The sequence below is a fragment of the Saccharopolyspora sp. NPDC045839 genome, assembly GCF_056431645.1.
In genome coordinates this window covers 161,284-173,671 of record NZ_JBWKKH010000015.1, presented here as the reverse complement: position 1 = coordinate 173,671, position 12,388 = coordinate 161,284, and the positions used below count along the sequence as shown (strand labels likewise).

The following is a 12,388-nucleotide window of genomic DNA, read 5'->3' as shown; positions in this document are numbered from 1 at the left end:
GGACACGGATCATCAGCAGTAGGGCCGCTGGTCGGTGAGCGAAGCGGCCACGTTCAGCCACACCCGGAACTGCCGGTAGACCTCCGGAACGGGGCCGCTGATCGCGACGGTGCGGTCGTCGCGGCGGGTGACGCCGGGGAGGTTCAGCAGCGTGTCGGCCACCGAAGCCGACTGCCAGCGCACCGCGAGCGTCGTGGTTTCCGGCGCGGGCTGCGGTGCCGGGAGCTCGCCGGTCAGGGCGGCGGTGGTCGCGGTTTCGATGGCATCGCGAGCCTCGGCGACCGGCAGCAGTTCGGCGGCGAAGCGACCGCGCGCGTACTTCACCGCCGCGGTCCGCACGCCGGAATCCCATTCGGCCATCTCCGCGCACGCGGTGTCGTCGCCGGAGAGCAGCACCACCGGGACACCGAGCGCGGCGGCGGTGGCGTGGGTGAGGCCGATCTCGCCGGTGGGGCGGTCGTCGAGCCACATGTCCTCGATCTCGTGGCCCATGAAGCTGTGGCTCAGCACGCCCGACGTGCCCGCTCGCGAGTGGTAGCCGATGCAGAGCGCGGCGTCGAAGGTGTCGTCGAGCCCTTCGAGCATGCCCATGCTCTTGGGTTTGCCGCGGATCAGCCGGGCCGACGGGTGCAGCATGTCGGAGCGCAGGTTCCGCATCGGTCCGTGCGCGTCGTTGACGGTGATCTCGGTTGCCCCCGCGGCGATCGCGCCCCGGATCGCCGCGTTGACGTCCTCGGCCATCATCTGCCGACCGTGCTCGTAGTCCCGCCCGGCGGGCTGGACGTCTTGGGCGTCGACGAGGCCGGTGACGCCTTCCATGTCGACGCTCAGGTAGATCCGCATCCGCCACCTCCGAAGATCACCGCATCGTTTCACGCGACCGGGTGCTCAGCGAAGAGGATTGCCCCGCAGCCAGGTCAGGACGTGCTCGGCGTGCTCGTTGGGCGGGAAGATCGGGTAGTGGACGTGCTCGATCACGCCGTCGCGGATGATCATCGTCAGCCGCTTGTAGAGCGTCATCCCGCCGGCCTCGAACGTGGGCAGGCCGAGCTCGTCGGCCAGACTCAGCGCGGGGTCGGAGAGCATCTGGAACGGCAGGTGGAGCCGCTCGACGACCTCGCGCTGGTAGTCGGTGGACTGGCTGGACAGGCCGAACACGCGGGTCGCGCCGGCGTTGTGCAGGTCCTCGTGGTGGTCGCGGAAGCTGCACGCCTCGGGGGTGCAGCCACGCGCCCCGGGGATCGAGTCCCAGCCTGCCGGGAGGTCGGTGCCGGGACGACCGGTGAGCGGGTAGATGTAGAGCACCGCGCGGCCCGGACCGAGCGCGTCGACGCGGACCGTCTCGCCTGCTGTGCTCGGGAGTTCCAGGTGCGGCATCCGCATCCCGGGCAGATGGTCCGCCGCGCCGTCGTCCTCGGGCACGGGCAGGTCTGCGGGCAGGTTCAGGTAGTCGTTCATCGGGTCCTCTCCGCTGGTCGCGCAGCTGTTGCGGTGGGCGGCTTCTTGCAGGTGCGCGATCAGCACCGCGCGACGGGAGGTGAGCGCCTCGATCCGCTCGGTGAGCTCGTCGATCGCCTCCCGGTACCCGGCGAGCGAGGCCGGGCAGTCGTCCGCGTGCTGCCGCCCGGCCGCGAGGCAGTCGAGGAACGGCCGGGTGCGCTCCACGGGGATGCCCAGATTGCTGAGGGCCTTCACCTCCCGAACGAGTCGTACGTCGGTCTCGTCGTAGTCCCGGTAGCCGTTGGGCAGCCGTTCGGATGCGATCAACCCCAGCGATTCGTAGTAGCGCACCGCTTTGGTCGTCACACCTGCCCGCCGGGCCAGATCGCTGATCCGCATTCCTGTCACCTCGACGAACGCTAAACCCCGCCCCTGGGGGCAAGGTCAACCCGAGCGGGAAAATTCGGTGTCGCCGGCGGCACGTGCGTTGCTACGTTCTCCCGCATGGCTTGTCCTGCTGCTTGTGCTTTCTTCATCCGGCTGCGTTCCGCTTAGGCGGCGCCGGATCTCTTTTCGCGCCGCCGTCCGCGTCCGGGCTCTCGTTTCCCGACGCGCGGTTCGTCGTGCGGTGATTCCACGCTGACCTGCGCTCGCGAGGGCCCGGTTCCAACCGGTCCGCGAACGCAGGAGCAGCCAATATGTCTTCCCGCCGGAATTCGGCGCGCGATCGTGCGCGCCGCGAACTCGGCCAGAACTTCTTGATCGACCGCGGCATCGCCCGCCGCATGGCCGATCTGCTCGATCCGTCGCCGGTTCCCGTGGTGGAGCTCGGCCCGGGACGCGGGGCCCTCACCCGCGAACTGGCCCGCACCGGACGGCCGATCACGGCCGTGGAGCTCGACCCGCACTGGGCCGACGAGCTCCGCGGCAAGTGGCCTCGGGTGCACGTCATCACGGGCGACATGCTCGAATTCCGCTTCCCCGACGCGCCGCACGTGGTGGTCGGCAACCTCCCGTTCGGCATCACGACCGCGGTGACGCGACGGCTGCTGGGCGCGCGGTGCTGGTCGGAGGCGGTGCTGCTGGTGCAGTGGGACGTCGCCCGCAAGCGCGCCGCGGGCGGCAACCAGCTGACCGCGCAGTGGTCGCCCTGGTACGAATTCCGGCTCTGCGGCAAGGTTTCCGCGCGTTCGTTCCGGCCGGTGCCGGCGGTCGACGGCGGCGTGCTGAGGATCCTTCGCCGCGCGGGGCCGCTGGTGCCCTTCGGCGAACTCGGGCGCTACCAGCGGTTCGTGGAGGCGGTGTTCACCGGCCGCGGGCGGGGCCTGGGCGAGATCGTCCGCAACGTCACGGGATGCCGGGTCCGCGACCTGCCCGCGCTGCCCCGGGATCTCACGGCCGAAGGCTGGGCCCGCCTCTACACCGAAACCGCCTGACCGCAGCCCGGTTCGGAGTGAACGGACCGTTCGTCCCGATAAACGAGGCGAACAGGCCGTTCACTCCATCCACCCGACACCCACGCACACGACCGGTGTTGGAGTGAACGGCCCCTTCGTCTCAATAGACGAGGTGAACAGGCCGTTCACTTCAACGCTCGTCGCTCGGGCGCGTTGGGTCAGGACTGGCGGATCGCGCACCAGCGCGCGCACCCTCCAGCCGCGTGCCAGCAGGTGGCGGGCGGTCGCGCCGCCCTGGTTTCCGGTGGCACCGGTGACGAGAGCGGTCCGGCCGTCGGTCATGAGAACTCCTCTGTCGTGGCCCCGAGATCACCTCAACTCTCGAACTTCGACTTGACTCGAGCTCAATTCGGTGTGACGCAGTCCACAACATGTGATCGCCAAGGGGTGGCCGGGCGCCGGGTCGGGGGCGAAAGCGCCCGGCCACCATGCGGCCCGGCGAGGGGAGGGAGTTTCGCCGGACCAGGTCGTGTGGGTCAGATGCGCAGCCGCGCCAGGGTTTCGGTGTTCAAGCAATGCCGACCGGTGGACTCCACTTCCCGTTGTCGCTCGGCCTCGATCTCTTCGATCAACTGCCACACGTTCAACGCGCCATCGCCCGCACCGGCGTGCTGCGCGCGCGGAGCGCGGACCAGCAACATGCTCGCGATCAGCACGTTCACCAGCACCAAAGTGCTCACCTGAAGCCAGAACATCGATGTCTCCCTACCGTTGAAGTTGACGTTTCCGCTGGCCAGAGCCCGTGTGTACTTTGTGTCGCCATAGAGTCGCCATAGCAGCAAAAAGTGCTCACGGGCCTGTGGCCCACCGGGCGCTGATGCGCCGCCAGCAGTCCATGCAGGTCGCCTCGTCGATCCACTCCAGCTCTCGCGGCAGTCGCTGCACTTGCCACGCTTCGACCTCCACGCCGCAGAAGGAAGTCACCGCCGCATGCGGCCCGGCCCGCTTCGCGGCCACGCCGAACGCATGACGACCGACGCCCACTGGGCGCCAAAACCAGTCCACACCAGCACTTTCGAACATCCCCGCCTCCTATTCCTTGGGGATATGATCGTCCGGGATAATCCCCAGGGGATAGATCTCGATAGTGTGAAGCGGCTGGAATGCGGGTGCTTCCACCCGTAAGACTGACGGCCATGGAGCCCTCACCCGTGGTTCGGCGACGACGTCTCGCGCAAGATCTACGCGGCCTGCGCTCGGCCGCCGGTCTCACCACTCAACAAGTCGCCGACTTCGTCGGGCGAGCCCAATCGCTCGTTTCTCGTTGGGAAGCAGGGAAAAGAACACCAGCTCACGGTGATGTCATCGCACTCGCCGAGCTTTACGGCATCTCCCGCAATGAGCGTGACCGGCTGACCGGCTTGGCGAGGGATGCGCGCCGCAAAGGCTGGTGGGAGACCTATGTGGACGTTCTTCCCGAATGGCACGAGCGTTACCTCGGCTTGGAGGCAGAAGCGAGCGAGGTCAACACTTACGAACCCGACGTCATCCCCGGTTTGCTCCAAACCCAGGCATATGCACGAGCCCTCACCAAGGCAACGCTGTTGAGATCCTCACCCGAGGAAGTCGATCGGCGCGTTGAGCTGCGGCTTCAACGGCAGCAACGTCTCGGGGGCCAGAAGCCGCTCAAGCTCTGGGCGATCGCGGGCGAAGCAGCCCTGTACAAGAAGGTAGGCGGCCCAGACGTCCTGAAGGAACAGCTTGAACACCTGGTGAAAGTGGCTGAATCGCCGAACATCACTTTCCAGGTCATGCCGCTGGAAGCAGGCGCGCAGCCCGCAACCGGCGGCCAGGTGACCATTCTCCGCTACGTCGATGCCGACGACGCTGACGTCGTCTACCTGGAGAGCCAGCACGGCGGCGTGTACGTCGAAGACCTTGAAGCCGTATCCGACTATGCGTTGATGATGGATCATCTACGAGCGCACGCTGCCGATCCGGCAGCGTCGCTGGAGCTGATCTACCAGCGCATAGGAGCAATATGAGCCAGCAATTCACCAACTGGCGGAAGTCCACGCGCTCGCAAGGGCAAGGTACGTGCGTCGAAGTCGGCCGCAGTGTCGATGCCGTCGGGGTTCGGGACACGAAGGATCCTGACGGTGGGCACTTAGCCGTGCCGGTGCGCAGTTGGCACCGGTTCATCGGCGCGGTCAAGGGCGGCACCTTCGACCGATAGCGGGGGTGGCGAGGGACACCTTTGACCCGGAGCCCGCCTCGGTGCGCTGCGGGCCGGGCACCGAGCGTCGCGATCCGGGCTCGGGAAGACCAGGTCCTTCATCTACGGAACCCACGCCCTCTACCCTGCGTCATAGGCTTTGCAGTTGATCGGCGGCTGAGAGGTTGCGGACGTGTACATCGAGGAGACCGGCGCGGGAGACGGTGACATCAAGGTCACCGTCGAGGGCGAGGAGTACACCGCCGAGGCCAACTACGACCTCGACGGCGATGGCATCGACGAGACAGTCGCCGTGATGACCGACGACGGCTACGTCGCGTACATCGACGAGAACGGCGACGGCCAGGCCGACGTCATGCAGTCGATCAACGGCGATGGCATGGTCGTCGAGCAGGCCCGCTTCGACGCGGAGACCGGCGGGTGGGCCGGCGAGGCGCCCCAGCAGCACCCGGGCGGCGCCGACCCGGAGGACCAGCAGCACGGCCGGGCGATGGTCATCGACACGCCGCAGGGCGACATGCAGGTCGGCCCGGCCACCGAGGACACCAACCAGGACGGCATCGCCGACACCGCGGTCGTGGAGACCGAGGCCGGCGGCACCATGCTGGTCACCGACGTCGACGGCGACGGGTCCGCCGACCAGGTCGTGGAGATCAGCCAGACCGGCGACGTGACGATCTCGCACCACACCGGCGACGGCCAGTGGACCGTGGTCGAGCAGGGCAAGATGACCGACGACGGCCACTACGCCCCGAACCAGGCGACCGGCGCGACCGACGATGCGGCCTGGACCTTCGATGACGCGGCCCAGCCGCACGCGGCCAACGTCGACACGCACAGCGGCGGAGCGGGCGGCGGCGCCGGCGGTGGTGCAGGCGGCACGGGCGGCGGACAGCACGGCGGAGCGGGCGGCAAGGCCGACTCCGACGAGGTCTGGGGCTGACCTCTCGACTCGATTCCCACCCCGCCCGATGCGCATCGGGCGGGGTTTTTCACGTCCGCGGCGGGGAGCAACCGCCATTCGGTCGATGCCTGCGCGTAACCCGGTGTTCGCGAACACGTCCGGTTCGCCGGAAATTCTGGATCCAAGCGATCCCGGCACGGCGAGATTTTCGTCCAGACCACTACTCAGATCGCTTCTGAATCGATTCCCTTATCGTTCTTGTGAGAGAACGAACATGGCTGATCTCCATTGCGCGCCCGATCCGCCGTTAGCCTCGGTGCATCCCTTTTTCACTTCGCCCGGTCTTCGGGGCGGGCGAAGCTTTCCCTGTAAAGGCCGACGGGAGACCCCGTCGGCGAATCCGGGCTGTGGCGCCCAGTCAGGAGACGCGGAGCGATGACCGCATTGACCATCCCAGGTCTCGACCAGGCACCGACCACGCACGAGCGCCTGTTGTCGTGGGTGCGTGAGGTCGCCGAGCTGACCACACCCGACCAGGTGGTGTGGTGCGACGGTTCGCAGCAGGAATGGCAGCGGATGACCGACCGCCTCGTCGAGGCGGGCACCTTCACCCGCCTGGCGAACAAGCCGAACTCGTTCTACGCGGCTTCGGACCCCTCGGACGTGGCGCGCGTCGAAGAGCGCACCTACATCTGTTCGGTCGACGAGAAGGACGCCGGGGTCACCAACAACTGGATGGACCCCAACCAGATGAAGGCGACCATGACGGAGCTCTACCGGGGCTGCATGCGTGGTCGCACCATGTACGTGATCCCGTTCTGCATGGGCCCGCTGGACGCCGAGCCGCCGAAGCTGGGCGTGGAGATCACCGACTCCGAGTACGTCGTGGTGTCGATGCAGATCATGACCCGGATGGGCGCGAAGGTCCTGGAGCGGCTCGGCGAGGACGGCGACTTCGTACCCGCGCTGCACTCCGTGGGCGCGCCGCTGGAGCCGGGGCAGCAGGACGTTCCGTGGCCGTGCAACGACACCAAGTACATCACCCACTTCCCCGAAGAGCGGATGATCTGGAGCTTCGGCTCCGGCTACGGCGGAAACGCGCTGCTGGGCAAGAAGTGCTACTCGCTGCGCATCGCCTCGGCGATGGCCCGCGACGAGGGCTGGCTGGCCGAGCACATGCTGATCCTGAAGCTGATCTCGCCGGAGGAGAAGGTCTACTACGTCGCGGCCGCGTTCCCGTCGGCCTGCGGCAAGACCAACCTGGCGATGCTGCAGCCCACCATCCCGGGCTGGCGGGTCGAGACCCTCGGTGACGACATCGCGTGGATGCGCTTCGGCGAGGACGGCCGCCTCTACGCGGTGAACCCGGAGGCCGGCTTCTTCGGCGTCGCGCCGGGCACCAACTGGAAGACCAACCCGAACGCGATGCGCACCATCGAGCAGGGCAACTCGCTGTTCACCAACGTGGCCCTCACCGACGACGGCGACGTCTGGTGGGAGGACCACGAGGGCGACCCGCAGCACCTCACCGACTGGAAGGGCCGCGACTGGACCCCGGACAACGGGGAGAACGCCGCGCACCCGAACTCGCGGTACTGCACGCCGATGTCGCAGTGCCCGATCCTGGCGCCGGAGTGGGACGACCCGAACGGCGTGCCGATCTCGGCGATCCTCTTCGGCGGGCGCCGCAAGACCACGATCCCGCTGGTGAACGAGGCGTTCGACTGGCAGCACGGCGTGTTCATGGGCGCCACCCTGTCCTCGGAGAAGACCGCCGCGGCGGCCGGCAAGGTCGGCGACGTGCGGCGCGACCCGATGGCGATGCTGCCGTTCATCGGCTACAACGTCGGCGACTACTTCCAGCACTGGGTGAACGTCGGCAAGTCCGCCGACGCCACCAAGCTGCCGCGGATCTTCTACGTGAACTGGTTCCGCCGCGGTGACGACAAGCGCTTCCTGTGGCCCGGGTTCGGCGAGAACTCGCGCGTGCTCAAGTGGATCGTGGACCGGCTGGAGGGCAACGCCGCCGCCGCCGACACCGCGATCGGCCGGGTGCCGTCGGCCGAGGAGCTCGACCTGACCGGGCTGGACACGCCGACGTCCGACGTCGACGAGGCGCTGAAGGTCGACGTCGAGGAGTGGAAGGCGGAGCTGCCGCTCATCGAGGAGTGGTTCGACACCGTCGGCGACTCGCTGCCGAGCTCGATGCGCGACGAGCTGGAGGCCCTGAAACAGCGTCTCGGTCACTGACCGAGCGACCCCCGGACGGGTGGATCTGCGAAGCGACGTGGGAAGCTTCGCGTCCACCCGTCCGGCGCGGAACTCCGGCGCAGTGTGCGCATTCGTGCGGCGTTTCCCCAAGAGAGCTGAAGCTCTTTCGGGGAAACGCCGTTTTCGTTTTCGCCGACGGGTGGATCTACGCAGACGGGGGGAGCAGATCCGGGGATTCCAAACGATCAGCAACCCGGCGGACACTGTGTGCGTCCCAGTGATTACCGCCGAAAACGGCGCGCCGATACGAGGGGGTGTGTCATGGCTGATCTGGCCATGTTGGCGTTGTCCCTGATCGCGGTCGCTGCGGTGTTCGTTTCGCTGCGCAGGGAGGACGCCGAAGTCGACGAGCAGTCGGAGGCCGGTGAGATCGACCGGCTGCACCGGGACACCATTCCGATCCGGAGGAGGCCACAACTGCGATGAGCGCAAGGCATCTCAACGGCCCGCGGGCGGCGAGCGGATCGAATCCACTCCCCGCCCGCGAGCTTTTTGCGCGACGCCAAGGCCTTTTCCGAGATCAGCCGAGCAGGCCCGACAGCCGATCCAGCTCGTCCAGCAGGCTCCGGCCGCCGGACTCGAGGCTGCGCGTCCCCGCCGGCTCCGGCGCCTGCGTGCCCTGACAGGTCAGGTCGCGCCCGGGCACCGCGCCGTCGAGCAGGTACGCCGTGGTCGCGTCGTCCACGCAGGTGTTGCCGATGCCGAAGACCCCGTGGTCGCCTTCGCCGCGGACGGTGATCATCCGCGAGCCCTGGAACTTCCGGTGCGCGACCTCCGCGCCTTCCCACGCGGTCGCCGGGTCGTTCTCCGACTGGAGCATCAGCACCGGCGGCAGGCCCTTGCCCGTGATCTTCGGCAGGTTCACGTCCGGACGCTCCCAGAACACGCACGGCTGCACGATCGAGTAGTAGCCCGTGGTCGGGAACAGCCGCCCCTCGACACCGGACCGCGCCACCACCGACTCGGGGGAGCCCCGGAACCGCGTGTCGTTGCAGCGGATCGAGTACAACGTCGCCGCCATGCTGTCGTTCGGATCGGCCTGCATCGGCATGGTGCGGGCCCGCGCCTGCGCGAGCACCGGGGCGGCCTCGCCCGCGCCGTCCCGCAGCGCCGCGAGCGTGCCGCCCAGCTGCGGGAACGCGAACTTCGAGTACATGCTCTGCGCCACCAGGTTGTCGAGCGCGTTGTGGTCGACCGGCGGGCCGTCCGGCGACGGCAGCGGATTCGCCTTCAGCGCCGCGCGCAATTCGTCCACAGTGGCCTGAACCTGCTGCGGATCGGTGCCCAGGTGGTAGGTCGCGTCGTGCGCGGCCAGCCAGGGCAGCACGTCCTCGCGCCAGCGGCGCTCGAAGGCCATCGGCTGCCAGCCGAAGACGTCCTGCCAGCTGCCGGTGAACTCGGCGTTCGAATCGAGCACCACCTTGTCCACCGACTGCGGGAAGTAGGTGGCCAGGTAGGCGCCGAGCCAGGTGCCGCCCGAGACGCCGTACCAGTTGATCTTCTCGCGCTGCTCGACCTGGCGGAGCAGGTCGAAGTCGGCCACCGTCTGCTCGGTGGTGACGTAGCGGCCGAGCTCGCCGCTGTGCTCCTGGCAGTCGGCGGCCAGCTGCCGGGTCATGTCCATCAGCCGCTCGATGCTCTCCGGGCTGCGGTCCTTGACGTCCATCCCGGGCACCGCATCCTGCGGTCCACATGAGACGGTGCTGCTATTGCCGGTGCCGCGCACGTCGATGCCGTAGACGTCGAAGGCGTTCATCACCTCGGGGATGCCCATGTTGAGCATCGCCAACGGCATCTCGAGACCCGCGCCGCCGGGGCCGCCTGGGTTGGTGAACAGCGCGCGGTCGCTGGGGCCGTCGGCGGGCGACAGCCTGGTGACCGCGATGCTGATTTCCTTGCCGTTGTCCGGGTTGTGCCAGTCCATCGGCGCGGTCATGGCGCCGCACTGGATGCGCTCGGATCCCGGCGGCAGGCCCGGCGGGAGTTCGGACGGGAAGCACGGTGCCCACTGGATCCGCTGTTCCGCGAATTTCGCCGGCACCTCGAACGGCGGCGGGGGTGGCGCCTGCTGGGCGAGGGCGGGCTGGGCGGCGACCAGCAGCACCCCCAGGGCTGCGGTAACCCCTAACGCGCGCAAGGATTTTCGCATCGAGTCCCCTCTCACGTTGCGTTCACTCAAAGCTGCAAGATCATTCGATCAGGTGAACACAAGAGCGAGGTACTGCCGCTTGTCGAAACTATCCGTGACAAATGTCAGGAGCGTCCGGCCGCAGGAACGCAATTTCTCGAGAAATGTACGTTCACCCCGATGAACGTCGACTTCTCGGGAAATCGCACCCCGACTTCGAAAGGTGATCCAGGTCACCTGGAACTCGGGGTTCGCCGCGGACAGGACTGGACGTGGGAGAGACATTGCGCAGCCGGGTGCGGGCCGGGGATCCGGCCGCATTCGCGCGGCTATTCGACGAACACGCCCGAGCCGTCTTCCGCCACGCCGCCCGGCTCACCGACCACGCCACCGCCGAGGACATCACCCAGCTGACGTTCCTGGAGGCCTGGCGGATCCGGGACCGGGTGCACGCCGACGGCGAATCGCTGCTGCCGTGGCTGCTCGGCATCGCCACCAACGTCCAGCGCAACGTCTCCCGCGCGGCGCGGCGGCACCAGGCCGCGCTGGCCCGGACCCGGCCGCAGGACGCCGTCCCGGACTTCGCCGACGACGTGGCGGGCCGGATGGACGACGCCGAACGCGTCGCGGCCGCGCACCGCGCGCTGGCCAAGCTCCGCCGCGGCGAACGCGAGGTCTTCACGTTGTGCGTCTGGTCCGGCCTGGACTACGCGGCCGCCGCGGAAGCCCTCGGCGTCCCGGTCGGGACGGTGCGCTCCCGGCTGTCGCGCGCCCGCGCGCGGCTGCAGAAGCTCGCCGACGCCGAAATGCAGAACCTGCGCGTGGCGGCGGAACCCGCGACCGCAGCCGGACAGGAAGGGGGTGGACGCCCGATGGCGTCCCGTTCGCCGCAAGGGAGGAACCGATGAAGGCCATGCGACGCGGGTCGCGCGAAGAGGTCGACCGCGCCGAACTCGCTCACCTGCTGCCGTCCCCGGCCGAGCCCGAGCTGTCCGGCGAGCGGCTCACCGTCCTCAGGGAGAACCTCATGCAGGAGATCCACCAGCAGCCCCGGACCCACGCCCGCCCGGCGCGGAGCAGGCGGTGGGCCCTGGCCGCCGTTCCGCTGACGATCGCCGCCATCACCGCCGGCGTGTTCGTGCTGCAGTCCGGCCCGAACGCCGGGCAGGCCGCAGCGGCCGAGCAACTGGGCCGGATCTCGGCGGCGGCCGCCGCGAAGCCCGAGCCCCAGGTCCGGCCCGACCAGTACGTCTACATCAGGAGCGTCGGCGCGGACTCCACCGCCGACGGCGACACCGGCGGGCCGTTCGTGCTGGGACCGGTGCAGGAGCGGGAGATCTGGTTCGCGCAGCGGCAGGTCGCTCCGGGCACTCCTGTCGGCGCGATCCGCGAGGGCTCCGAGCCGATGTTCGAGCTGATCAAGCACGCTGATCAGACGCCCACCTACGAAGAGCTCCAGAAGCTGCCGACCGATCCCGACGCGCTGCTGGCCTGGGCGCGCGAGAACTCCGGCAGCGGCGGCAACAAGGACCGGCGGACGTTCGACAAGCTCGGCGACCTGATCCAGGAAGCCCTGCTGCCGCCGGACCTGGCCGCGGCGGTGTACCAGGCGGCGGCGAAGATCCCCGGCGTGGAGCTGGGCGGCCAGGCGCGGGACGCCGAGGGGCGCACCGGCCTGGTGGTGAGCTACCTCGACGAGGACGCCGGCATGCGCAAGCAGTGGATCTTCGACCCGCAGACCCTGGATTACCTGGGGAAGCGGACCGTGCTCGCCGAGGACAGCAGCTTGGGCGCGGCCGGGTCGCTCGTGGAGACGAAGGCCGTGCTGGAGCGCGGCGTGGTCGACGGGACCGGCCAGGTCCCGGGCGGGCGGTAGGCGCGCCGGGTGGCGGGGGGGGGGGGGGGGGGGAGGGGAGAACAGCCCCCCACAGAGACACGGTTCTGTACGAGAACGAGAACGGCGGGGGGGCGGGGGTGGGGGGAGGGGGGAGGGGGGGGGGGAGAAGAAAAGA

The 12,388-nt window shown here is 68.8% G+C and carries 14 protein-coding genes; 8 read left to right on the top strand and 6 right to left on the bottom strand.

All coding sequences use genetic code 11. The annotated features are described in order from the left end of the window. Positions 1 to 12: 12 nt before the first annotated feature. Positions 13 to 843 (bottom strand): M55 family metallopeptidase, encoded by an 831-nt coding sequence (locus tag AC07EQ_RS22075; RefSeq protein ID WP_478389805.1) that lies wholly within the window; start codon positions 841 to 843, stop codon positions 13 to 15. Between the two features lie 45 nt (positions 844 to 888). Next, positions 889 to 1,839, bottom strand: coding sequence for a redoxin family protein (locus AC07EQ_RS22070; RefSeq protein ID WP_478389804.1), 951 nt, complete (start codon positions 1,837 to 1,839; stop codon positions 889 to 891). Positions 1,840 to 2,138: 299 nt separating this feature from the next. Here AC07EQ_RS22070 and erm point away from each other — a divergent pair, with 299 nt between their 5' ends. Further along, positions 2,139 to 2,876 (top strand): 23S ribosomal RNA methyltransferase Erm, encoded by a 738-nt coding sequence (gene erm / locus AC07EQ_RS22065; RefSeq protein WP_478389803.1) that lies wholly within the window; start codon positions 2,139 to 2,141, stop codon positions 2,874 to 2,876. A gap of 60 nt (positions 2,877 to 2,936) precedes the next feature. Here the strand turns inward: erm and AC07EQ_RS22060 are convergent, their stop codons facing one another. From AC07EQ_RS22060 to AC07EQ_RS22050, 3 genes are all read right to left on the bottom strand, one after another. Next, positions 2,937 to 3,179, bottom strand: coding sequence for an NmrA family NAD(P)-binding protein (locus tag AC07EQ_RS22060; RefSeq protein WP_478389802.1), 243 nt, complete (start codon positions 3,177 to 3,179; stop codon positions 2,937 to 2,939). 194 nt (positions 3,180 to 3,373) lie between these two features. After that, positions 3,374 to 3,592: a hypothetical protein gene (locus tag AC07EQ_RS22055; protein ID WP_478389801.1), complete on the bottom strand. Its 219-nt coding sequence runs from the start codon at positions 3,590 to 3,592 to the stop codon at positions 3,374 to 3,376. A gap of 94 nt (positions 3,593 to 3,686) precedes the next feature. Continuing rightward, positions 3,687 to 3,920, bottom strand: coding sequence for a hypothetical protein (locus AC07EQ_RS22050; RefSeq protein ID WP_478389800.1), 234 nt, complete (start codon positions 3,918 to 3,920; stop codon positions 3,687 to 3,689). Positions 3,921 to 4,033: 113 nt separating this feature from the next. Here AC07EQ_RS22050 and AC07EQ_RS22045 point away from each other — a divergent pair, with 113 nt between their 5' ends. The 5 genes from AC07EQ_RS22045 (at position 4,034) to AC07EQ_RS22025 (ending at position 8,674) form a co-directional block, all read left to right on the top strand. Continuing rightward, positions 4,034 to 4,882, top strand: a complete 849-nt coding sequence (locus AC07EQ_RS22045; protein ID WP_478389799.1) for a helix-turn-helix domain-containing protein — start codon at positions 4,034 to 4,036, stop codon at positions 4,880 to 4,882. Next, complete coding sequence (locus tag AC07EQ_RS22040; protein WP_478389798.1) at positions 4,879 to 5,073, top strand: DUF397 domain-containing protein; 195 nt, start codon at positions 4,879 to 4,881, stop codon at positions 5,071 to 5,073. The genes AC07EQ_RS22045 and AC07EQ_RS22040 overlap by 4 nt, the downstream gene beginning before the upstream one ends. 172 nt (positions 5,074 to 5,245) lie before the next feature. Then, positions 5,246 to 6,016, top strand: a complete 771-nt coding sequence (locus AC07EQ_RS22035; protein WP_478389797.1) for a DUF6802 family protein — start codon at positions 5,246 to 5,248, stop codon at positions 6,014 to 6,016. Between the two features lie 396 nt (positions 6,017 to 6,412). Then, positions 6,413 to 8,227, top strand: a complete 1,815-nt coding sequence (locus tag AC07EQ_RS22030; protein ID WP_478389796.1) for a phosphoenolpyruvate carboxykinase (GTP) — start codon at positions 6,413 to 6,415, stop codon at positions 8,225 to 8,227. A 282-nt stretch (positions 8,228 to 8,509) separates the two neighbouring features. After that, complete coding sequence (locus AC07EQ_RS22025; protein ID WP_165968264.1) at positions 8,510 to 8,674, top strand: hypothetical protein; 165 nt, start codon at positions 8,510 to 8,512, stop codon at positions 8,672 to 8,674. Between the two features lie 94 nt (positions 8,675 to 8,768). Here the strand turns inward: AC07EQ_RS22025 and AC07EQ_RS22020 are convergent, their stop codons facing one another. Then, positions 8,769 to 10,397 (bottom strand): alpha/beta hydrolase, encoded by a 1,629-nt coding sequence (locus AC07EQ_RS22020; RefSeq protein ID WP_478389795.1) that lies wholly within the window; start codon positions 10,395 to 10,397, stop codon positions 8,769 to 8,771. 251 nt (positions 10,398 to 10,648) lie between these two features. Here AC07EQ_RS22020 and AC07EQ_RS22015 point away from each other — a divergent pair, with 251 nt between their 5' ends. After that, positions 10,649 to 11,284 carry an RNA polymerase sigma factor gene (locus AC07EQ_RS22015; RefSeq protein ID WP_478389794.1) on the top strand — a complete coding sequence of 212 codons (636 nt, stop codon included), beginning with the start codon at positions 10,649 to 10,651 and terminating at the stop codon, positions 11,282 to 11,284. After that, on the top strand, positions 11,281 to 12,252 hold the full coding sequence (locus AC07EQ_RS22010; protein WP_478389793.1) for a CU044_5270 family protein: 972 nt from the start codon (positions 11,281 to 11,283) through the stop codon (positions 12,250 to 12,252). The genes AC07EQ_RS22015 and AC07EQ_RS22010 overlap by 4 nt, the downstream gene beginning before the upstream one ends. The last annotated feature ends 136 nt before the right edge of the window (positions 12,253 to 12,388 follow it).

Excerpts from the sequence above, each read along its gene's own strand:
- AC07EQ_RS22055 (WP_478389801.1), bottom strand. The coding sequence starts at position 3,592 with ATGTTCTGGCTTCAGGTGAGCACTTTGGTGCTGGTGAACGTGCTGATC.
- AC07EQ_RS22040 (WP_478389798.1), top strand. The coding sequence starts at position 4,879 with ATGAGCCAGCAATTCACCAACTGGCGGAAGTCCACGCGCTCGCAAGGG.
- AC07EQ_RS22020 (WP_478389795.1), bottom strand. The coding sequence starts at position 10,397 with ATGCGAAAATCCTTGCGCGCGTTAGGGGTTACCGCAGCCCTGGGGGTG.
- AC07EQ_RS22075 (WP_478389805.1), bottom strand. The coding sequence starts at position 843 with ATGCGGATCTACCTGAGCGTCGACATGGAAGGCGTCACCGGCCTCGTC.
- AC07EQ_RS22070 (WP_478389804.1), bottom strand. The coding sequence starts at position 1,839 with ATGCGGATCAGCGATCTGGCCCGGCGGGCAGGTGTGACGACCAAAGCG.
- AC07EQ_RS22010 (WP_478389793.1), top strand. The coding sequence starts at position 11,281 with ATGAAGGCCATGCGACGCGGGTCGCGCGAAGAGGTCGACCGCGCCGAA.
- AC07EQ_RS22025 (WP_165968264.1), top strand. The coding sequence starts at position 8,510 with ATGGCTGATCTGGCCATGTTGGCGTTGTCCCTGATCGCGGTCGCTGCG.
- AC07EQ_RS22050 (WP_478389800.1), bottom strand. The coding sequence starts at position 3,920 with ATGTTCGAAAGTGCTGGTGTGGACTGGTTTTGGCGCCCAGTGGGCGTC.
- erm (WP_478389803.1), top strand. The coding sequence starts at position 2,139 with ATGTCTTCCCGCCGGAATTCGGCGCGCGATCGTGCGCGCCGCGAACTC.
- AC07EQ_RS22060 (WP_478389802.1), bottom strand. The coding sequence starts at position 3,179 with ATGACCGACGGCCGGACCGCTCTCGTCACCGGTGCCACCGGAAACCAG.
- AC07EQ_RS22030 (WP_478389796.1), top strand. The coding sequence starts at position 6,413 with ATGACCGCATTGACCATCCCAGGTCTCGACCAGGCACCGACCACGCAC.
- AC07EQ_RS22045 (WP_478389799.1), top strand. The coding sequence starts at position 4,034 with ATGGAGCCCTCACCCGTGGTTCGGCGACGACGTCTCGCGCAAGATCTA.